The organism is Halomonas flagellata, from assembly GCF_022487945.1.
Taxonomy (GTDB): domain Bacteria; phylum Pseudomonadota; class Gammaproteobacteria; order Pseudomonadales; family Halomonadaceae; genus Halomonas; species Halomonas flagellata.
On sequence record NZ_JAKVPY010000011.1, the window covers coordinates 35216 to 56178 of the forward strand.

Annotated in this window: 14 protein-coding genes; 8 read left to right on the top strand and 6 right to left on the bottom strand. The window is 67.1% G+C overall.

The window, feature by feature from the left end; genetic code table 11:
• Nucleotides 1-254: 254 nt before the first annotated feature.
• Complete coding sequence (locus MKP05_RS10870) at nt 255-536, bottom strand: hypothetical protein (RefSeq protein ID WP_110281545.1); 282 nt, start codon at nt 534-536, stop codon at nt 255-257.
• A gap of 420 nt (nt 537-956) precedes the next feature.
• Between MKP05_RS10870 and MKP05_RS10875 the strand changes: the two genes are divergently transcribed.
• The 6 genes from MKP05_RS10875 to MKP05_RS10900 all read left to right on the top strand — a co-directional run bounded on the left by MKP05_RS10875 (nt 957) and on the right by MKP05_RS10900 (nt 10692).
• Nucleotides 957-2906, top strand: coding sequence for a TolC family outer membrane protein (locus MKP05_RS10875; protein WP_240568294.1), 1950 nt, complete (start codon nt 957-959; stop codon nt 2904-2906).
• A gap of 113 nt (nt 2907-3019) precedes the next feature.
• A complete protein-coding gene (locus MKP05_RS10880; RefSeq protein WP_240568295.1) occupies nt 3020-5191 on the top strand; it encodes a type I secretion system permease/ATPase in 2172 nt (723 codons plus the stop codon).
• Nucleotides 5191-6621 carry an HlyD family type I secretion periplasmic adaptor subunit gene (locus MKP05_RS10885; RefSeq protein WP_240568296.1) on the top strand — a complete coding sequence of 477 codons (1431 nt, stop codon included), beginning with the start codon at nt 5191-5193 and terminating at the stop codon, nt 6619-6621. Before MKP05_RS10880 ends, MKP05_RS10885 begins: the two co-directional genes overlap by 1 nt.
• Entirely contained in the window at nt 6621-7244 is a 624-nt protein-coding gene (locus tag MKP05_RS10890; protein ID WP_240568297.1) for a response regulator transcription factor, read from the top strand. Before MKP05_RS10885 ends, MKP05_RS10890 begins: the two co-directional genes overlap by 1 nt.
• 224 nt (nt 7245-7468) lie before the next feature.
• Nucleotides 7469-10234, top strand: a complete 2766-nt coding sequence (locus tag MKP05_RS10895) for a retention module-containing protein (protein WP_240568298.1) — start codon at nt 7469-7471, stop codon at nt 10232-10234.
• Nucleotides 10235-10356: 122 nt separating this feature from the next.
• Nucleotides 10357-10692, top strand: coding sequence for a tryptophan synthase subunit beta like protein (locus tag MKP05_RS10900; RefSeq protein ID WP_240568299.1), 336 nt, complete (start codon nt 10357-10359; stop codon nt 10690-10692).
• A gap of 121 nt (nt 10693-10813) precedes the next feature.
• Here MKP05_RS10900 and MKP05_RS10905 read toward each other — a convergent pair whose 3' ends face one another.
• From MKP05_RS10905 to MKP05_RS10925, 5 genes are all read right to left on the bottom strand, one after another.
• Nucleotides 10814-12730: an EAL domain-containing protein gene (locus tag MKP05_RS10905; protein ID WP_240568300.1), complete on the bottom strand. Its 1917-nt coding sequence runs from the start codon at nt 12728-12730 to the stop codon at nt 10814-10816.
• 33 nt (nt 12731-12763) lie between these two features.
• Nucleotides 12764-13471 (bottom strand): transglutaminase-like cysteine peptidase, encoded by a 708-nt coding sequence (locus MKP05_RS10910; protein ID WP_240568301.1) that lies wholly within the window; start codon nt 13469-13471, stop codon nt 12764-12766.
• 90 nt (nt 13472-13561) lie between these two features.
• Nucleotides 13562-14749, bottom strand: coding sequence for a cation diffusion facilitator family transporter (locus tag MKP05_RS10915; protein ID WP_240568302.1), 1188 nt, complete (start codon nt 14747-14749; stop codon nt 13562-13564).
• A 9-nt stretch (nt 14750-14758) separates the two neighbouring features.
• Nucleotides 14759-15937, bottom strand: a complete 1179-nt coding sequence (locus tag MKP05_RS10920) for a 1-acyl-sn-glycerol-3-phosphate acyltransferase (protein WP_240568369.1) — start codon at nt 15935-15937, stop codon at nt 14759-14761.
• Between the two features lie 68 nt (nt 15938-16005).
• A complete protein-coding gene (locus MKP05_RS10925; protein ID WP_240568303.1) occupies nt 16006-16938 on the bottom strand; it encodes a recombination-associated protein RdgC in 933 nt (310 codons plus the stop codon).
• 187 nt (nt 16939-17125) lie between these two features.
• Between MKP05_RS10925 and gyrA the strand changes: the two genes are divergently transcribed.
• Together gyrA and serC are read left to right on the top strand one after the other, a co-directional pair.
• Entirely contained in the window at nt 17126-19780 is a 2655-nt protein-coding gene (gene gyrA / locus MKP05_RS10930) for a DNA gyrase subunit A (RefSeq protein WP_240568304.1), read from the top strand.
• A gap of 67 nt (nt 19781-19847) precedes the next feature.
• On the top strand, nt 19848-20951 hold the full coding sequence (gene serC, locus MKP05_RS10935; protein ID WP_240568305.1) for a 3-phosphoserine/phosphohydroxythreonine transaminase: 1104 nt from the start codon (nt 19848-19850) through the stop codon (nt 20949-20951).
• The last annotated feature ends 12 nt before the right edge of the window (nt 20952-20963 follow it).

A 20963-nucleotide genomic window follows, 5' to 3' on the forward strand; every position in this document is an offset into this window, starting at 1 on the left:
CCGGCTCAGGGTAATCGCCGTTACCCAAAGCGAGAGGCGCCGGGGACAGGTCGAAGAGGGGGGCCGATTCCATGGATGGAATCGGTAGCGCCCAGGGAGGGGTTCACAGCGCCCCCTCGCAGACCTGTCGCCGGAACAGCCTCGAGCGTTACCGCCAACTGCGATTGCCCTGCCGGCGGATTCCCCGATGCAGAACGCCCGGCGAGTGCCGGGCGTTCCTGGGGCTCGGGGCGAGCGCTGCTCGAGGGCATGGCTCAATAGAGGGCCTGCTCCTCGTCGACCACCTCCTTCAGTACCTCCAGGAAGAGCCGGTCGGCCTCGGAGTGTTCCGTCGGGTCCTCCGGGATATGCACGCTGGTGGTGTCCGAGATCTCGTTGGCGATACGCGCCATCGCCTCGTCCTTGCTGCCTTCCGAGAGTTGGCGGCGGGCGATCTCCAGCGACTGCTCGAGGATCCTGGGGTCCTGCAGCAGTTTCTTGATGAAGCTGCGCAGTTCGTTGATGACGCGCGTCTTCTGGATTTCCGATGAGGACATGGCGTTCTCCTTGTCGTGACGCTGCCGTGTCGGTGATGGCGTGACGATAGCACGTTTGGTGTCGGGCAGGAGAGAGCGTGGCGGTGAAGGAGGCTTTGTAAGCTTTGTCTTACACAGGAGTCGGTGATTTCCTCGCCTTTCGCATCGATTTAGGGATTGGCTAAAGGCGCTGGTTTGGTTACGCTACATTACAAAGGATAACGTTCATGAGAAAGTATTGTGGCCCTCACCTTGCCTCAGCGGAATTTCCTGATGCTGGCCCGTGGTGAGATGTCGCTATCGGGAATTAGGAAAGCGGGAAAGGAAGCGCCGTCCGGACTTGCCGGATGAGTCCCGTAATAACAAGAAAATAGACTCGACCTCCTGACGGGCCGGACAGCGTCGTGAGCTGCGCGCCTGCCAAACATGAAAGGAACTCGAATGCATTTCGTAACCGCCTCTTCGCGCGTCCAGGGTGCCTGTCGACTCGCGCGGGCCGCCGTGATGGGGGCCTCGCTCACCCTGTTGCCGCTCGCGGCCGCCGTGGCCCAGTCCTTGCCGTCCGGCCTGGCCGCCCCCGGTTCGACCGACCTCCAGCGGGTGGTGCAGCGAGCCATCGCCACCAACCCCGAGGTCCAGGCGGCCTGGAACGGCCTGCGTGCCGCCGGCAATGACGTCGGCGTGGCGCGTGGCAACTACCTGCCGAGCATCGACGTGGCCGCCGGGATCGACTACGAGGATCTCGAGGGTGACGGGCGCGGTAGCTTCACCACCGACTTCGCCCAGCTGACCCTGACCCAGATGCTCTACGACGGCTTCGCCACGCGCAGCGAGGTGAGACGGCTCGATCACGCCAAGCTGGTGCGCTACTACGAGCTGCTCGGGGCGAGCGAGAACGTCGCCCTGGAGGCCGTGCGGGCCTATCTCGACGTCAGTCGCCGCCGTGAGCTGGTGCGCCTGGCCCAGAACAACTACACCGATCATCTGCGGGTCTTCAACCAGATCGAGGAGCGGGCGCTCTCCGGCGCCGGCCGCGGTGTCGACCTGGAGCAGATCAACGGTCGCCTGGCCCTGGCCGAGTCCAACCTGATGACCGAGGCCTCCAACCTGCACGACGTCACGGCGCGCTACCAGCGCATCGTCGGCAACCTGCCGGCGGAGAACCTCGCCCCGGCGCCGGGTCTCGACGACCGGCTGCCGCCTTCGGTGGCCGAGGCGGTGGACCTGGCCTTTGCCGGCAACCCGGAGTTCCATGCCGCCATCGAGAACATCGAGGCGTCGCGGGCCGAGCGCGAGGGGGCCAGGTCCGCTTTCCATCCGCGCCTCGACCTGCGTGGCCGCACCGGCACCAACAACGACGAGAGCAGTTTCACCGGCCGTCGCGACCAGCACAGCATCGAGCTGGTCGCCAGCATGAACCTCTACCGCGGCGGCAGCGACCTGGCCTCCTTCCGTGCCGCCACCGATCGGGTCGAGCAGGCGATCAACCTGCGCGAGCAGGCCTGTGTCGATCTGCGCCAGACCACCCAGATCGCCTATAACGACACCCAGCGCCTGCGCGAGCAGCTCGGCTACCTGAACCAGCACCGCCAGTCCATCGACGGGGTGCGCGGTGCCTACCAGCAGCAGTTCGATATCGGCCAGCGTACCCTGCTCGACGTGCTGGACAGCGAGAACGAGTTCTTCGAGGCCAGTCGTGCCTACGTCAATGCCCAGTATGACGTGGCCCTGGCCGACGCTCGCACCCTGGCGGCCATGGGCCGGCTGATGCAGGCCCTCGAGGTGCGTCGTGACGACATGCCGACCCTGGCCGAGCTGGGCGGCGACGGCATCGAGATCAATCCCGACGTGATCTGCCCGGCCCAGGGGCCGAGCGGTTTCACCCTGTCCGACTTCACCGGCGGCATCACGGCCCCGGCACCGACCCGGGCGCCGGACATCACCCTGTCCGCCGATGCCCTGTTCGCCACCAATAGTGCCGAGCTGGGCGCCGGTGCCCGCAGCGAGCTTGCCGGGCTGGCCTCGCGGATCCGTGACCGTACCGACCTGGCGCGGGTCTTCATCGCCGGCCATGCCGACAGCACCGGCAACGACGCCATCAACGACCCGCTCTCCCAGGCGCGGGCCGACAGCGTGGCCAACTACCTGGTCAGCCAGGGGGTGGAGCCTGACCTGATCGAGACCCGCGGTTACGGTTCCCGCCGGCCGGTGACGAGCAACGACACCGTCGATGGCCGCCGCCGGAATCGGCGGGTCGAGGTGACCCTGGAGCGGGTCGGCGAGAATCTCGACATGAGCTTCCGCGCCACCGACGGGCCGGAAGCGAGACGTGAACTGCGGCGTCGCCTCGAGGGCCTGGGCGATGGCGACACCGATACCGTCAGCGGCTGACTCCGCCGGGGGCGGGTCCGCCCGGCCCCGATGACGGGAGTCATCGACACTTGCCGCCATGCCACGGGCGCTTGCAGCTCCTGCGGCGTGGCGGGGCAACATCAGAGGTAGGCGTGACGCTCAGAGAAAACCTGGACCCGGCTTCGGGTCCATCGCGGCCCGTGGTTCGGGACGAGCTCCTCGAATGCCTCCAGACCATCGCGCAGGTCCATGGGCATGCGGCGACGGCGGAATCCCTCACCGCCGGCCTGCCCCTCGAGGAGGGGCGGCTCACGCCGGCGGTCTTCCCGCGCGCCGCCTCCCGGGCGGGGCTCACCGCGCGCATCGTCAAGAGTCGTCTGGTGCAGCTCAACCCGGCCCTGTTGCCCGCCGTGCTGCTGCTGGAACCGGGGCGCGCCTGCGTGCTGGTGGCACTGGACCTCAAGGCCCGCCGTGCCCGGGTGATCTTCCCCGAACTGGGTGACGCCGAGACCGAGGTCGGCCTCGACGGCCTGCAGTCGAGCTATGGTGGCCAGGCGATCTACGTGCGCCCGCGCTTCCATTTCGATGCCCGCGGGCCCGAGGTGAGCAAGCAGCGTACGCGACACTGGTTCTGGGGGGTGATACGCGAGAACCGCAAGCTCTATCGCGACGTCATCGCCGGCTCGCTGGTGATCAACCTGTTCGCCGTGGCGATGCCGCTGTTCGTGCTCAACGTCTACGACCGGGTGGTGCCCAACCACGCCACCGAGACGCTCTGGGTCCTGGCCGCCGGCATCTTCGTGGTGCTCTGCTTCGACCTGGCGCTGCGCCTGATGCGCAACGCCTTCGTCGACCTGGCGGCGAGCCGGGCCGACGTCAAGCTGTCGTCATCGATCATGGCGCGGGTGCTGGGGCTGAAGATGGAGGCGCGGCCGGCCTCCACCGGATCGTTCGCGGCGACCCTGCAGTCCTTCGAGTCGGTCCGGGGCTTCATCGGCTCGGCCACGGTGGTGGCGCTGGTCGACCTGCCCTTCGTGCTGCTGTTCGCCGGCATCATCGCGCTGATCGGCCCGCCGTTGGTGATTCCGGTGCTGGCGGGCATCGTCTTCGTGCTGCTCTACGCCATGGCGGCCCAGGGCAAGCTCCACGCGCTCTCCGAGACCACCTGGCGGGTGGGTGCCCAGCGCAATGCCACCCTGGTCGAGTCGATCTCGCACCTGGAGACGGTCAAGGCGCTGCGCGCCGAGAGCCGCATCCAGGGCACCTGGGAGAAGGCCTCCGCCTACCTGTCGCGCACCGCCGCCCAGCTGCGCCTGGTCAGCTCCTCGGTCTCCAGCGTGGCGCTCTGGGCCCAGCACAGCGTGGCGGTCGGGGTGATCCTCATCGGCGTCTACCAGATCATCGAGGGCAACCTCACCCAGGGCGGGTTGATCGCCGCCTACCTGCTCTCGTCGCGGGCCATGGCGCCGGTCAGCCAGGCCGCCGCGCTGCTCGCCCAGTACCACCAGGCCTCCACGGCACTCCAGTCCCTCGATGCGGTGATGGCACGCCCGGTGGAGCGTCCCGAGGGCAAGCAGTTCATCAACCGGCCGGTGGTGCGCGGGGAGATCCGCTTCGACAGGGTGACCATGCGCTACCCCGAGGAGGAACGCGACGCCCTGCGCGACATCTCGCTCACCATCTCGCCCGGCGAGAAGGTTGCCCTGCTCGGCCGGGTGGGCTGCGGCAAGTCGACCCTCAACAAGCTGATGCTGGGGCTCTACGCGCCCAGCGCCGGGGCGGTGCTGGTCGATGGCGTCGACATCCGCCAGTTCGACCCCATCCAGCTGCGTCGTCACATCGGCTATGTGCCCCAGGACGTCAACCTGTTCTTCGGCTCGCTGCGTGACAACGTGGAGGCCGGTGGCGGTAGCGACGGGGTGGACGACGAGGCGCTGCTGCGGGCGATCGAGCTCGCCGGCCTGGAGAGCCTGGTCAATGCCCACCCCCACGGTGTCGACCTGCAGGTGGGCGAGCGTGGCCAGTCGCTCTCCGGCGGCCAGCGCCAGGCGGTGGGCATCGCCCGGGCGCTGGTCCACGACCCGCGGATCCTGCTGCTCGACGAACCGACCAGCGCCATGGACCACGCCAGCGAGGAGGCCTTCAAGGCCAGCCTCAAGGCCTACGCCCACGGCAAGACCATGATCGTCGTCACCCACCGTACCTCGCTGCTGTCGCTGGTCGACCGCATCGTGGTCATCGACGCCGGCAAGGTGGTGGCCGACGGCCCCCGCGACAAGGTGGTCGAGGCCCTGCGCAAGGGCCAGATCGGGAGGGCCGGCTGATGGCCAAGCACAAGGGCAAGACCGCCGAACAGCAGGGCTTCGAGGCGATCGGACGCTTCTCCGAGGTGGGCGGCAAGCCCTTCCGGCCCTTCATCGACCGGCTCTTCGCCAAGCGCGTCACCGCCGCGCATCTCAACCGCGACTGGGCCAGCGATGCCGACTGGGCACGGCTGCAGCAGGATCCGCTCCGTGCCCGGGCCTTCCTCTACGTGGTGCTGCTGGCGGTGGCGGCGCTGATCGCCTGGTCGTACTTCGCCTCCATCGACGAGGTGACCCGCGGCAGCGGGCGGGTGATCCCCTCCAGCCAGCTGCAGCGCGTGCAGACCTTCGACGGCGGCGTGGTGCAGGCGATCCTGGTGCGCGAAGGGGAGAGGGTCGAGGCCGGCCAGGTGCTGATGCGCATCGACCCGACCCGTTTCGTCTCCAGCTTTCGCGAGAACCGGGCCCAGGCGCTGGCGCTGGAGGCGCGCGCCGAGCGGCTGCGGGCCCTGATCACCGACACCCCCTTCGCTCCCGCGGAGCCCCTGCGCGCCGAGGCGCCCGGCATCGTCGCCCAGGAGCGCGAGGTCTACGAGAGTCGCCGCGAGGAGCTGCGCGAGCAGGAGAGCATCCTCGCCGACCGTATCCGCCAGCGCGAGGAGGAGCTGCGCGAGGCCCGGGCCAGGCGCGACACCGCCCAGCGCGAGGCCAACATGGCCGGTCAGGAACTCGACCTGACGCGGCCGCTGCTGCAGTCCGGGGCCGTGTCCGAGGTCGAGGTGCTGCGCCTGCAGCGGGACGTCTCGCGGGCCACCGGCGAGCGTGACCAGGCGGCGGCGGCGGTATCGCGCCTCGAGGCCGCCGTGGAGGAGGCGCGCACCCAACTGAGCGAGGTCGGGACCGAGCGGCGCAGCGACTGGCAGAACGACCTGGCCCAGACGCTCGGCGACCTCAAGGCCCTGGACGAATCCAGCACCGGGCTGCAGGACCGGGTGCGCCTGGCCGAGGTTCGCTCGCCGGTGGACGGCGTGGTGCAGCGGCTGGCCATCAACACCATCGGCGGGGTCGCCCAGGCCGGCCAGGAGGTGGTGGAGATCGTGCCCAGCGACGACAAGCTGCTGGTCGAGGCGCGCATCGCCCCCCAGGACATCGCCTTCCTGCGCCCCGGCCAGCCGGCCACCATCAAGCTCACCGCCTACGACTTCGCCATCTATGGCGGGCTGTCGGCCGAGCTCGACCATATCAGCGCCGACACCATCACCGACGACAACGACAACACCTTCTACCTGGTGCGCGTGCGGACCCTGCCGAGCGAGAACATTGCCAGCGATCTCGCCGTGATTCCCGGCATGACCGCCCAGGTCGACATCATGACCGGCAAGCGTACCGTGATGCAGTACCTGCTCAAGCCCGTGCTGCGGGCCTGGAGTGACTCCATGGGGGAGCGATGATGGTGCACCTCTTCGTCTGTCAGGGTCGCGACGAGATCCCGCGCTGGCGCGAGGCGTTCCCGCAGGCTCGCCTGGTGAGTCCGCAGCAGGCGAGGGCCTGGACCAGCCGCGGCGATAGGGTCTGGGTGATGAGCAACCTCGAGAACTGGCCCGCCCTGGTGTCCGGTCTCAGCGGGCGGGGTGCCATCCTCACCGTGCTCAGCTATGCACCGAACTCGCTCGAGGCCTTCCAGGCCCTGAATGCCGGCGCGCGCGGCTACGCCCATGCGCTCTCCCCGGTGGCGCTGCTGCGTCAGGTGGAGGTGGTGATCACCAACCAGGGGATCTGGGTCTGGCCCGAACTGCTTGCCCGGGTGGTGGGTGGCACCTTCAAGGCGCTGGGGGGCGAGTCACGGCTGCAGGAGGAGACCCTGGCACTGCTTACCGGGCGGGAGCGGGCGGTGGCCCTGGCCGTGGCCGAGGGCCACAGCAACAAGGAGGTCGCCCGCCGGCTCGATATCACCGAGCGCACCGTCAAGGCCCATCTCGGGGCGGTGTTCCGCAAGCTCGGCATCCGCGACCGCATGCAGTTGATCCTGCGACTCTCGCACCAGGACGCCAGCCTGTCCGAACCAGGCCGATGATCTCCCGCTCTGCCCGGAGGCGTGGCTCCGGCGTCAGGGGTGGCGCCACCCCGGACCACTGCGTGATGCCGGTCATGTTTTTCGCCTACCTGTCCATCGGTCCAATACTCAATCGATCCTTTGTTACGTAATGTGAAGGTATAACTTGCCCAAGTTGTCCGCCTTGAGACTGACGGGCGCCTGATGCGGCATCCGATTACGAACATCCCGCAGGGACTCATACCATGACCATCGCAACCGTGGTTTCCATCTCCGGCCTGGCCTGGGCACGCGACGCCGACGGCCACCTGCGCGAGCTGCGCGTCGGCGACACCCTCCAGGAGGGCGAAACCCTCGTCACTTCCGACAACGCCCGGGTCGAGCTCGACTTCGGCGACGGCCTCGACCCCACCCTGGTCGAGGGCGGCCAGGAAATCGCCATGACGCCGGAGCTCGACGCCGACCGGCCCGTGGCCGTGGAGGATGCCAGTGCCCTGGACGAGGATCTCGAGGCGCTGCTGTCGGCCCTGGACGAAGACGACGTTGACCTGCTCGATATCCTGGACGCCACGGCCGCTGGTGCCGGCTCGGGCGGCGGCGGTGGCGCGGGTCACAGCTTCGTGCGCCTGACGCGCATTGCCGAGGATAACCCCGACTCGCTGGCCTTCGACTTCAGCGTCGGCCAGTTAGGTGGGCCGACGGACGCCGAGGGTATTCTCCTGGAGGCTGTGGATGCACCTGAGGCGGAAGAGCCGGGGGTGGAAGCACTTGGAGAGGAAGGACCTGGGGAGGAAGGACCTGGGGAGGACGGACCAGGAGAGGACGGGCCAGGGGAGGACAGGCCAGGAGAGGACGGACCAGGAGAGGACGGGCCGGGAGAGGACGGGCCGGGAGAGGATGGGCCAGGAGAGGACGGGCCAGGGGAGGACGGGCCAGGGGAGGAAGAGGACGAGCCGGAAGTTGAGCCTGAGCCCATTATTCCAGCAGTGAGTGTCGATCTTGACGTTGGCGCGTTCGAAAATACGGTTACGACATCCCTGACCGGGACCTCGACCGACGCCGTTTCGATCACGATCTCGATCGTCGGTGGGGGGCTCGAAGAGACCTTCACGGTTACCCCCGATGCCGATGGCAGCTGGGAAGTGGATGTCTCCGGTCTGTCCTTCGAAGAGGGCGTTACGTACGAAGCGACTGCCACGGCAACATCCAGCGATGGAAATACCGCGACGGCTACCGATACCTCCAGCTTTACTCTGGTGAAAATCGAGGGGCTTCTAGATGCCGGCGACGTTACCGTCAATGAGGGCTTCCTCGAGAGTGGCACACAGGCCACTCAAGGTGAGCCCAGGGGTTCCGGTACCTTCACGATCAGCGCTGCCGGTGGCTTTGCCTCCCTGACGGTTTACGGGAAGGAGGGCGCCGAAGAGTTCACCTTTGCAGCGCTCGAGGGGCTCTCGGACGACGGGGTGACGATTGCCATCGAAACCGAGCACGGCCTGTTGACCCTGGCCGGTTTCGAGGACCTGGGCGATGGCCGCTATGAGGTCACCTATGAGTACCTGTTGAGCGAGGCCTTCGAACACCCGGAGGGTGACGGCCGGAATGAAGCGGACAAGGGTCCGATTGATATCAAGGTGACGGACAGCAATGGCAACACGGCTGCCGATCAAGTCAATGTCACGATCATCGACGATGTTCCCGTGCGGGAAGAAAGCCAGAATGCGATTCTCTCGACGCAAGCAGGTGCGGTGCTGACAGGGGATTCTGGACTGCGTATTGGGGCGGATATCGATGATGCGGTTGTATCGGATCTTCGAGTCGATACGAATGATGATGGGAAAATCATAGGCTATTATGGTGACGGTGAATCGTCGATCCTCTTGTCGAATGGCCAGGCGCTCACTTCGTCTTTCGATGTGGAAGCTGGAACCTTTACGGCTTATAACGGCGATGGCGATCCGGTTTTTTCTATAGCGCTAGATGTTGATAGTGGTGAGTATGCCATTGAGCTCCATGAGAAGCTTGATGCCATTGCTGTCGAATTTGAGAATGAGAGCCTGTCGGTTGATGGCGGTGGTAACGATGATGACGTATTGATTTTCAATGGAGGCAGCTTTGAAGCCAGCGAGCTTGGCATCAGGTTTACCAATCAGAACCCTGATGAGGGAGTTAATCATTCGGCTCAAGGTCTCGGTGGTGGAAGTAAGCAGGCGATCACGTCTGATGATGTGCTGATCGGGACTTTCTCACAGGTGATGACCGAACTGACCATCGGGGTTGGCGAGGGAAATAACCAACCCGACGATGTGCGTTGGCAGGCATACCTCGACGGTGAGCTCGTATCACCTGTGGATGATGATGGAAACCCGGTCTGGCAGTCAGGCAATGTCATTGAAATTTCCTCTGGCTTTGACGAAATCTGGTTGACCGCCGAGGGGGATGGCAGTTATCGGGCTCGGGACTTTGACGGAACATTCGGCAGCAAGGAACTCGATTACTACATCAAGCTGGAGTTCGATGTCGAGGATGGCGATGGTGACTCCATTGATGGGTCTTTCGATCTGACCTTTAGTCCCGATAATGTTTTCGAGGGGGCGGAAGGGAACGATGTGATCGTCGGAACGAGTGAAAGCGATATCCTTGTCGGTGGTGCTGGCGGTGACATTCTGGCGGGTGGACTCGGCGACGACGTCTTCAAATGGAACTTCGGTGACCAGAGCGAGGAGGATGCCGCGGCCACCGACATCGTCAAGGATTTCAGCGAAGGGCACAATGTCCTGGATATCGCCGACCTGCTGCAGGGCATGGATGAGGGGGCAGACATTGCTAGCTACCTTCATGCCAGCGAGGAGGACGGTAACACCGTCCTGCACATCAGCTCGGAGGGCAACCTTGCCGTCGATGGCGCCGATATCTCCGGCGCCGATCAGGTGATCGTTCTGGAGGGTGTCGGGTACGGCTCGGATATCCTTCAGCAGCTCATGGACGGCGGTCAGCTTCAGGTCGACTGATGCCGACATGGTACGGCAACGAGCGCCCGGCAAGGCCGGGCGCTTTTCTTACTGCCAGCCCCATGCGCCCCACGGTGGTCTGCCCTATGATGGCAGGTAAGAGGCTTCTGCGGAGACACCCCATGTACATCAAGCGCGACGACGACGGCCACATCGAGCTGGTCAGCCGTGAGGCGACGCCGGACTGCAAGGAGTTCCTGGCGTCGGATTCACCGGATCTGCTGGCCTTCCTGATGGAAGGCGAGGCCCGGCAGGGCGAGGCGCATTTCCAGGCCTCGGACCTGGCCTTCGTCCGCGTGCTGGAGGACGTGATCGAGCTGCTGATGGACAAGGGGGTGATCAGTTTCACCGACCTGCCCGAGGCGGCCCAGCAAAAGGTGATGGAGCGCCAGTCGCTGCGCCGGCGCTTCCAGGGGCTGGATCTCGTGTCGGGGGTGGATGATGAGGGCGTGATCTAGATACCATCTCTCCTAACCGGCCTCAAATGCAGCGTCAGGCTCCACCAGGGCTATCGCAGTTGACTGTAGCGAGGGGCGCGGGGGCCAGCCCCGAGCAATGCTGCTATCTGCGATAGGCCTGCTAGGCGGGCTTGTCGTTCTGGCGCACGCCTGGGCCGGTGACGCCGTCGATCCCCAGGTCGAACAGCACCCTGGACTCCGCTAGCCTGTCGACGCCCTCGGCGATGGCCAGTATCCCCAGCGAATGGCAGAGCGTGGCCATGCCGCGCAGGATGGTCTGCTGCTCGGCGCTGGCCTCGACCCCCTTGACCAGGGAGTCGTCGATCTTGAGGTAGGCGAGCCCCAGGTCGTGCAGGTCGGCGATACGGGTGAATTCGGCGCCCACGTGCTCCAGGCCGAGCCGGCAGCCGAGCGGCTGGAGTTCGCGGCACAGGCTGCGGAAGCTGGCGAGGTTATGGATCGCCATCGATTCGGGCAGTTCCAGCCAGAGCTTCTCGGCGGCTTCGGCGTGGGAGCGGAGCAGGGCGCGCAGGTCCAGCACGAAACGCGAGTCGCGGATCGAGGCCGGCGACAGGTTGATGCCGACCGGCTTGCCGCGCTGGGCAATGTCCTTGAGCGCCGCGCGGGCCACCGCCAGGTCCAGTTCGGCGTCGAGCTCCAGCCGCGAGATCCAGGGCAGGAAGACCCCCGCCTGGCGCCACTCGCCCTTCAGCCGCAGCCGCGAGGGGCACTCGTAGTGCAGCAACCTGCCCTGGGCATCGAGCACCGGATAGTGGCCCAGGTAGACGCCCTGTGCCATGGCCTGGTGCAGGGCGGAGCGCCAGTCGGCATGGCTGGCGTAGAGGGTGTCGCGCGCGGCGCCCTGGGCGATCGTCTGGCCGCGGTCGCCCTTGGCCTCGGCACCGGCCAGGGCGCCATCCAGGCTCGCCAGCAGTTCGTTGCGGTGGTCCCCCTGGGCGTAGTCGATCAGCGCCGAGGGCAGGCCGAGGGGCAACGACGTCTCCTCCTCCTGCACGGTCAACAGTCGCTGCGAGAGCTCGTGACCGACCTCCTCGAGATCGCTGCTGCCCGGCAGCAGCAGGGCGAAGTCGCTGCCGTTCAGGCGCCCCACCAGGCCACCCCCGCGCACCTTGCCCAGCTGATCGAGGCTGTGGGCCAGGGTCTTGAGCAGGGCGTCGGTGCGCGGGCGCCCCAACTGCTGGTTCACCTCGGCGAGCCGCGCCAGGCGCACCATGGCCAGGCTGCCGCTGGCACGGTGGCCATCGCTCCCCAGGCTGGCCCGCAACTGGTTGAGGAAGGCGTCGCGGTCGAGCACACCGGTCACCGGGTCGTGCTGCAGGCGGCGGCGCAGCAGGTCGAGCTTCTCGCTCTCCTGGCCCAGCATCTCCCGCACCGTGCCGGAAAGCTGGTTCATGGCCTGCACCACCTCGCGAAGCTCCCGGGTGCGGGGCTCCCGGGAAGTGGTGAAGCGCCGCACGCCGATGTCGCGGGCCTGGGCGACCACCGAGTGCAGCGGGAGCCGGATGGTACGCACGATCCACCAGGCCATCAGCAGGCTGACCGCGCCGGCAACGGCGAACCAGCCCGCCAGGTTCCGGGCGCTCTGCCACAGCGAACGGTAGGCGAAGCTGTGATGGCTCTGCAGGGTCAGGGTGCCGAACTGGCGCCAGCCGTCCTGCACCACCGCCTGGCCGGGCGGCACCTCGAAGCGCACCAGGTCGACGAACCAGCCGGGCACATCATCGATGTGTTCGTTGCCTTCGCGGCGTTCGAGAAGCTCGCCGTCCGGGGCGCGCAACTCGACCCGCCGGTAGTGGCCGGTGTCGAACTGGGCCGCCAACAGCATCTCGGTGGTGACCGGGTCCTTGTCGAGCTGGCTCATCGACAGAGCCAGGGCATTGGCGTTGTCGGCGTTCTTGATGCGCACTTCCTGCTCGATGTAGTGCCGACTGGTGCTCACGCCGATGAACAGGCTGCCGACGAAGGCCAGCAACAGCAGTACCACGATGGTCAGCCAGAGCTGCTTGATGAGCGACATCTCGGTGTTTCCCCCATGGGTTCAAGACCCGAATCAGATGAATCCCTGCCGATGCATGCGGTCGATCACGCGGCGCCAGCGCGACAGCCGGGCCAGCGGGTCGGCCCGTGACTCGGTGGAGGCACCGGCCCAGAGCCCGCTGCTGTTGAAGCTGAACAAGGGGTCGAGGTCGGTGCGCTGCGAGGCCGGGGTGATCGTTGGCACCAGGTTGTCGAGCAGCAGCGGTTCGGCACCGGGTGTGGCGTAGTAGCCCAGCACCATGTGGGCCTGGGTGATCCGGCTGCGGCCGATGCGTGCGCGGACATAGATCATGCGCAACCGTTCGCCGGGCACGCCCAGTTGCTTGAGTGTCACGTACTTGGCGATGGAGTAGTCCTCGCAGTCGCCCTTTCCTTGGCCCATGGTCTCCAGCGGCGTGGCCCAGTAGTCCTCGGGGCCCCAGTTCAGGTCGTCATCCACCCAGAGCACGCGACGATTGAAGAAGTCGTTGACCTCGCGCAGCTGGGTGCGGAGCTCCGCCCCGGCGAGCCGGTCGAGCAGCGAGAACCACTCCTCGAGCACGGCGAGGCCGCTCTGGCCGTAGAGGCGCTGCATGTTCTCGCGCAGCCGCGGCGGATCCAGGCTGGCACCGACAGCGGAGGCCTGCAGCCCCAGGCCGGCGGCCAGCACCAGGCTGCCCAGGCCCGCCAGGAAGCGGCGGCGCCCGGGCGAGGCGAGGGTCCGGTGGCGAGGCTTAGGCATCATGACTCGAGACTGGATGAGCGATTGCTCAAGTCTAGGAGCATGAACTTGCTAATGCGAGCGATATGAGAAGCCTGGCATCAACGAAGCTCAGCCCTTGCCCGGGCCCTTCCAGATCCGCAGTCGGCCGATCCACTCGAGGTCGCGGGCGGCCTGGCGCAGGTCGTCGGCCGCCTCGTCGAGGCTCTGGCCGCTCGGCAGCTCGTGGACATAGATCGACACGTCCACCTGGTTGTCCAGGTAGTGCAGGTCGAGCGCCACCCGGGCGTTCCAGACCCGAATGTCGCTCCAGATATCGTCGAGCATCCCCTCGACATCGCCGCGCAGGGGCATGCCGGGGCGTCGGCTGTGTTCGGTCTCGCCGGAGTCGTCCTCCGGGTCGATGTGGAAGGTCACGTCGGTGAGGTTGGGGAAGGCCTCGCGCAGGCGGCGGCTGACCGCGTTGCCGATCTCGTGGGCCTCGGAGACCGTGACCCGCGGCGGCACCACGATATGCAGGTCGAGGAGCGCCTGGCTGCCCAGGGTGCGGGTGCGCAGGTCATGCACGCCGTTGACCCCCGGGACCCGCTCGGCGACCTGCTGCATGCGGTCGCGCTCCTCCACGGGCAGGGCGGTGTCGATCAGCTCCTGGCTGGACTCCCACAGCAGGCGGCCGCCCACCTGGCCGACCATGATGCCGACCAGGGTCGCCGCCACGGCGTCCATCCAGCCGACACCGAACTGGGCCGCCACCAGGCCGATCAGCACCACCACGGTGGAGAGGGCATCCGAGCGGGAGTGCCAGGCATTGGCCTCGAGCAGGCGCGAGTTGACCCGCCTGGCGACGCGCAGGGTGTAGCGGAAGATCCACTCCTTGGCGGCCAGCGCGATCACCGCGATGCCGATGGCCCAGATGCCCGGCGCGGGAATCGGCTCGCCGCCGACCAGCCGGGACAGGCTGGCCCAGGCGATGCCGCCGGCGACGAAGATCAGCACGCTGCCGAGCCACAGGGTGGCCAGGGTCTCGATGCGCCCGTGACCGTAGGGATGGTTGCTGTCGGGCGCCTGGCGGCCGAAGTGGGTCGCCGCGATCACGAAGACGTCGGTGACGATGTCCGAGAAGGAGTGGATGCCGTCGGCCACCAGGGCGGCCGAGCCGACCATGAAGCCGGCGGCCATCTTCGCCACCCCGACCACGAAGTCGATCAGCGCCCCGATCAGGGTGACCTTGTGGGCCTCGCGGGTCTGGGCACCGATATCCGGGGGCAGGGGGCGGTGAGGTGCGTGGGAGTGGCCCATGGTGGCAAGCTATCCCGCCCCGTCGATCCTGCCCGCCCGGTTGCGCACCGGGTTGGCGTACTGGGCCAGCCACCACTCGCGCAGCTCGGCGGGCACCTGCTGCAAGCGGGCCCGGAAGAGCGCCCTGTCGGCGTCGGTGACCCCGGAGAGGTCGAGCAGTTCCGGGGCGTCGCCCAGCGTTTCCAGGGCCAGGTAGTGGCTGGGGAAGAGGCGATACCCCTCCAGTACCTGGCGATCGATCTCCGCGGCCACCTCGTCGGCGCTGTCGAAGTCCGCCGCCAGCGGCGTACCGAAGCGCAGGTGAACGCGGCCCTTGTGGCCGGTGATACCGGCCACGATCGACATGATATCCTCGAACTCGGCCTTCTCGTAGTTGCCGCTGGAGTGCACGGCATGCAACTCGCGGGCCTTCTGCACGTCGCAGGGGTCGTACTCGTAGCTGATCGACACCGGCACCAGGCGCAGCTCGCGGATCGCCTCGCCGACCCCCAGGTCGCGGTCCAGCGAACGCCGCGACATGGTCATCATCTTGATGATCGCCGGGTCGGTGCGATCGATGCCGTCCTTGGCACGGCCCTCCCGCTGGGCCATCCAGATCGAGTGGTTGTCCTCGAGGATGGAGTGGCGAATATAGCTCGAGAGGTTGTGGTAGGCGGCCAGCATGGCGCGCTTGCCGCGGGCGCTGCGTGGCACGATGAAGCTCTTGTTCAGCCGCATCAGGTCGGTGACATAGGGCTTCTTGAGCAGGTTGTCGCCGATGGCGATGCGCACCGTGTCGCGCCCGGCCAGGTAGAGCGCGTAGTTGACGAAGGCCGGGTCGAGCGAGATGTCGCGGTGGTTGCCGATGAACAGGTAGGCGGTGTCATGGTCGAGCGCCTCCAGCCCGTCGACCCGGAAGTCATCGGTGGTGGTGCGGATCATGCGCTGCATGTAGCCGGCGATGCGCTGCTGGAAGTCGCGCACGCTGGCTACGTCGCGCACCTCGCGGCGGATCACGATGCTCGCCAGGGTGCGTGACAGCCGCGGCATGAAGCGCGACAGCCGGGGCAGCCGGAAGCGGGTCAGGGCGTCCAGCAGCTCGGGGTCGTGGGCCAGTCGCACCAGTACCTCGGCGACCTCGTCGTCGTGGTAGGGGCGAATGTCGGCCCACGGATCGGCCGGCTGGTTGTCGGTTCGGAGTTCGGTCATGCGCTTGTGATGGTTGTTGTCGGAAACATGGTCGGGCGTGCCGTCGTTGGAAGCCTTGCCGGAAGCGGTCATGCGACGCTCTGGTCGCTCGCGGTGCCGGCCTCGCCGCCCAGCCAGTCGATCAGGCGGTCGAGGTTCTCGCCGAGTGCCTGGGACATCAGCAGGAAGTCGGTCTCCAGGCGCACCAGGGCGTCGTCGCCGTCGTCGCTGTTGTTGGCCTCGTCGATCAGGGCATCGCCGAAGCGCAGCGACTTGAGGGCGAGGTCGTCATGCAGCACGAAGCTTAACCGGCCCTCGATCTCCAGTGCCAGCTTGCTCGCCTGGCGGCCGCTCTCCAGCAGCCGCTGGATCTCGTCGCTGTCGAGGTCGACCTGGCGGGCGCGCAGCACGCCGTCATCGCCCTTGGCCTTGAGTTCCACCTGGTCGCCGAGCACCAGGTCGGCCGGCCGCTCGCCCGGGTCGACCAGCCAGCCGGTCATCGCCCGCATCGGCAGGGTCTGGCTGGCCAGCGGGGTGACCTTGAGGCTGCCCAGGGTCTCGCGCAGCAGGTCGAGCACCTCCTCGGCCCGCTTGCGTGAACTCGAGTTCACGCCGATCAGGCCGCGGCGGACGTCCCACCACAGGTCGACCTTCTGGGTGCGCACGAAGGCGCGCGGCAGCAACTCCTCATAGACCTGCTCCTTGATGCCGAGCTTCTCCTGGCGGCGCAGCTTGCGCCCCTCGCGGGCCTCGAGCTCGGCGGCGCGTTCATCGACCTCCTCGCGCACCACCGAGGCGGGCAGCAGGCGCTCCTGGCGCAGGGCGGTGATCAGGCGCTGGCCCTGCAGCTCGTGGAGCAGCTGGGTGCCGGCGCGGCCGGCCGGGGCACACCAGCCCAGGCGGCGCGGCTCGCTGCCGCCCAGGGGGCGAAAGGCCTGCTCGGACAGGGCGGCTTCCAGGGTGGCGGCGTCGAGCGCCGGCGCACCGTGCAGGCGGTATAGGTGCAAGTGCTTGAACCACATGACGCATTCTCGAGCGAAAAGGAGGCACATTATGGACAAAGGGAGGCGGGGGTGCCAGTGAAAGCCCGCGTTACCCGAGCTGCCTTTGCGCGGCCCACGGTGGTATGATGTGACGCTGTTTATGGTGCCTCCCCGCCGCGGCGGGGGAGCGCGCCAACCCGTTGCAGTGCAAAGGATTCGACGACCCATGGGTGACATCGCCAGAGAGATTCTGCCAGTCAACATCGAGGACGAGCTCAAGCAGTCGTACCTCGATTACGCGATGAGCGTGATCATCGGCCGTGCGCTGCCCGACGTGCGCGATGGCCTCAAGCCGGTCCACCGGCGCGTGCTGTTCGCCATGCACGAGCTCGGCAACGATTGGAACAAGGCCTACAAGAAGTCGGCCCGTGTGGTGGGCGATGTCATCGGTAAGTATCACCCCCATGGTGACAGCGCCGTCTACGACACCATCGTGCGCATGGCCCAGGACTTCTCCATGCGCCACGTGCTGGTCGACGGCCAGGGCAACTTCGGCTCCATCGACGGCGACAACGCCGCCGCCATGCGTTACACCGAGGTACGCATGGCCAGGCTCGCCCACGAACTGCTCGCCGACCTCGAGAAGGATACCGTCGACTGGGTCGACAACTACGACGGCACCGAACGCATTCCCGACGTGCTGCCCACCAAGGTGCCCAACCTGCTGATCAACGGCTCCTCGGGCATCGCCGTGGGCATGGCGACCAACATCCCGCCGCACAACATGGTCGAGGTGATCAACGGCTGCCTGGCGCTGATCGACGACTACACCCTGTCCGTCGACGACCTGATGGCATACATCACCGGGCCCGACTTCCCCACCGGCGGCATCATCAACGGCCGTGCCGGCATCCTCGAGGCCTACCGCACCGGCCGGGGGCGGGTCTATGTGCGTGCCTGCCACACCATCGAGCACGACGACAAGACCGGCCGCGACCACATCATCGTCAGCGAGCTGCCCTACCAGGTGAACAAGGCGCGGCTGATCGAGAAGATCGCCGAGCTGGTCAAGGACAAGAAGATCGAGGGCATCGCCGAGCTGCGCGACGAGTCCGACAAGGATGGCCTGCGCGTGGTCATCGAGGTCAAGCGCGGCGAGAGCGGCGAGGTGGTGGTCAACAACCTCTTTGCCCAGACCCAGCTGCAGAACGTCTTCGGCATCAACATGGTCGCCATCGAGGACGGCCAGCCGAAGATCCTCAACCTCAAGGAGGTGCTCGAGGCCTTCATCCGGCACCGCCGCGAGGTGGTCACCCGCCGCACCCTGTTCGAGCTGAAGAAGGCCCGCGAACGCGGCCATATCCTCGAAGGCCTGGCCGTGGCGATCTCCAACATCGACGAGGTGATCGAGCTGATCAAGGCCTCGCCGAACGCCAGCGAGGCCAAGGAGAAGCTGCTCGCCCAGACCTGGCAGCCGGGGCAGGTCACCGCCATGCTCGAGCGCGCCGGCGCCACCTCCTGCAAGCCCGAGGAGCTCGAGGAGGGCTTCGGCCTCAACCAGGCCGGCAGCCAGTACCGCCTCTCGCCGGCCCAGGCCCAGGCCATCCTCGAGCTGCGCCTGCACCGCCTGACCGGGCTCGAGACCGAGAAGCTGCTCGACGAGTACCTGAAGATCCTCGAGCAGATCGCCGAGCTCACCGCCATCCTGGCCTCCGCCGACCGCCTGCTCGAGGTGATCCGCGGGGAGCTGATCGCCGTGCGCGACCAGTACGGCGATGCGCGCCGCACCGAGATCCAGGCCAGCCACCTCGACCTGCGCCTCGAGGACCTGATCGCCGAGGAGGACATGGTGGTCACGGTGTCGCGCTCGGGCTATGCCAAGACCCAGCCGCTCTCCGACTACCATGCCCAGCGCCGCGGCGGCCGCGGCAAGTCCGCCACGGCGATGAAGGACGAGGACGTCATCGAGCACCTGCTGGTGGCCTCGACCCACGACACCGTGCTGCTGTTCTCCAACAAGGGCAAGGTCTACTGGCTCAAGGTCTACGAGATGCCCAACGCCAGCCGCGGCTCCCGCGGCAAGCCGCTGGTCAACCTGCTGCCGCTCGACGAGGGCGAGGCGATCAACGCCATCCTGCCGGTGCGCGACTACGACCCCGAGAGCTACATCTTCTTCGCCACCGCCAAGGGCACGGTCAAGCGCACCAGCCTCGAGCAGTTCTCGCGTCCGCGCAGCGTCGGCCTGATCGCCATCGATATCGAAGAAGACGACCGACTGGTGGGCGCCGCCATCACCTCGGGCAACGACCATGTGATGCTGCTGTCGTCCAACGGCAAGGCGATCCGCTTCGAGGAGGGCAACGTGCGTGCCATGGGGCGTACCGCCCGCGGCGTGCGCGGCATGCGCCTGCAGGGTGGCGCCGAGGTGATCAGCCTGATCATCCCCCAGAGCCAGCAGATCGACGCCGAGGCCGATGTCGAGGCCGAGGACGAGGAGGGCACTGCCCTCCCGGCCGGCAACGGCAATGGCAACGGCGGGCAGATCTATATCCTCACCGCCAGCGAGAACGGCTACGGCAAGCGCACCCGGCTCGAGGAGTTCCCGCTGCGCGGCCGTGGCGGCCAGGGCGTCATCGCCATGCAGACCAGCGAGCGCAACGGCTCGCTCGTCGCCGCCATGCAGGTCTACTCCAGCGACGAGATGATGCTGATCACCGACCGCGGCACCCTGGTGCGCACCCGGGTCGACGAGGTCTCGATCACCTCGCGCAACACCCAGGGCGTGATGCTGATCCGCCTGGGCAACGACGAGAAGCTGGTCAAGACGGTGCGCGTCGACGAGCCGGAGGACATCGAGGAAGCGGTGGATGCCGAAGAATGACGCGGGGTCAGACCCCACAGAATACTTTGGGGTCTGACCCCACAGGATGCTTAGGAACACGACGCTGATGACACGCCACTACAACTTCTGCGCCGGCCCGGCCGCGCTGCCCACCCCGGTGCTGGAGCGGGCCCGCGAGGAGCTGCTCGACTACCGGGGGCACGGGCTCTCGGTGATGGAGATGAGCCACCGGGCCACGGAGTACGTCGCCATTGCCGAGCAGGCCGAGGCCGACCTGCGCGAGCTGCTGGCCATCCCCGACAACTACCGGGTGCTGTTCACCCAGGGCGGGGCCACCCTGCAGTTCGCCGCGGTGCCCTACAACCTGCTCGGTGCCGGCGGCAGTGCCAACTTCCTCTACACCGGTATCTGGGGCAAGAAGGCCATGGCCGAGGCGCGCCACCTGTTCGGCACCGCCCATGTCGCCGCCAGCAGCGAGGAGAACGGCCACAGCGCCGTGCCGCGGCCGTCGGACATCGCCCTCTCGGCGGATGCCGCCTACCTGCACTACACCGCCAACGAGACCATCGGCGGGCTGGAGTTCGACTACATCCCCGAGGCCGTGCGGCCCGATGGCAGCGAGGTGCCGCTGGTCTGCGATCTGTCCTCGTCGATCCTCTCGGGCCCGCTGGACGTATCGAGGTTCGGCGTCATCTACGCCGGTGCCCAGAAGAACATCGGCCCCGCCGGCCTGGTGGTGGTGATTGTGCGCGAGGACCTGCTCGAGCGCGCCCGGCCCGACATGCCTTCGCTGTTCGGCTACAAGGCCCTGGCCGAGGCCGGTTCCATGATCAACACCCCGGCCACCTACAGCTGGTACCTGGCCGGCCTGGTGTTCCGGTGGCTGAAGGAGGACATCGGGGGCCTGGCCGCCATGGACGCCATCAACGCCCGCAAGGCCGAGAAGCTCTATGCGGCCATCGACGGCAGCGGCCTCTACGCCAACCCGATCGTGCTGCGCAACCGCTCGCGGATGAACGTGCCCTTCGTGCTCGCCGACGAGCGCCTCGACAAGCCGTTCCTGGCCGAGGCCGAGGCGGCCGGCCTGCTCAACCTCAAGGGCCACCGCAGCGTCGGCGGCATGCGCGCCAGCCTCTACAACGCCGTGCCCGAGGAGGCCGTGGACGCCCTGATCGAGTTCATGGCAGATTTCGAGCAGCGGCGGGGGTAGAAGCGCCGAGTG

What these genes read in the sequence shown, in the direction of transcription:
- MKP05_RS10895 (WP_240568298.1), top strand. Translation starts at nt 7,469, where the DNA reads ATGACCATCGCAACCGTGGTTTCCATCTCCGGCCTGGCCTGGGCACGC.
- MKP05_RS10870 (WP_110281545.1), bottom strand. Translation starts at nt 536, where the DNA reads ATGTCCTCATCGGAAATCCAGAAGACGCGCGTCATCAACGAACTGCGC.
- MKP05_RS10885 (WP_240568296.1), top strand. Translation starts at nt 5,191, where the DNA reads ATGGCCAAGCACAAGGGCAAGACCGCCGAACAGCAGGGCTTCGAGGCG.
- MKP05_RS10900 (WP_240568299.1), top strand. Translation starts at nt 10,357, where the DNA reads ATGTACATCAAGCGCGACGACGACGGCCACATCGAGCTGGTCAGCCGT.
- gyrA (WP_240568304.1), top strand. Translation starts at nt 17,126, where the DNA reads ATGGGTGACATCGCCAGAGAGATTCTGCCAGTCAACATCGAGGACGAG.
- MKP05_RS10875 (WP_240568294.1), top strand. Translation starts at nt 957, where the DNA reads ATGCATTTCGTAACCGCCTCTTCGCGCGTCCAGGGTGCCTGTCGACTC.
- MKP05_RS10905 (WP_240568300.1), bottom strand. Translation starts at nt 12,730, where the DNA reads ATGTCGCTCATCAAGCAGCTCTGGCTGACCATCGTGGTACTGCTGTTG.
- MKP05_RS10920 (WP_240568369.1), bottom strand. Translation starts at nt 15,937, where the DNA reads ATGACCGAACTCCGAACCGACAACCAGCCGGCCGATCCGTGGGCCGAC.
- MKP05_RS10910 (WP_240568301.1), bottom strand. Translation starts at nt 13,471, where the DNA reads ATGCCTAAGCCTCGCCACCGGACCCTCGCCTCGCCCGGGCGCCGCCGC.
- serC (WP_240568305.1), top strand. Translation starts at nt 19,848, where the DNA reads ATGACACGCCACTACAACTTCTGCGCCGGCCCGGCCGCGCTGCCCACC.
- MKP05_RS10890 (WP_240568297.1), top strand. Translation starts at nt 6,621, where the DNA reads ATGGTGCACCTCTTCGTCTGTCAGGGTCGCGACGAGATCCCGCGCTGG.
- MKP05_RS10925 (WP_240568303.1), bottom strand. Translation starts at nt 16,938, where the DNA reads ATGTGGTTCAAGCACTTGCACCTATACCGCCTGCACGGTGCGCCGGCG.
- MKP05_RS10915 (WP_240568302.1), bottom strand. Translation starts at nt 14,749, where the DNA reads ATGGGCCACTCCCACGCACCTCACCGCCCCCTGCCCCCGGATATCGGT.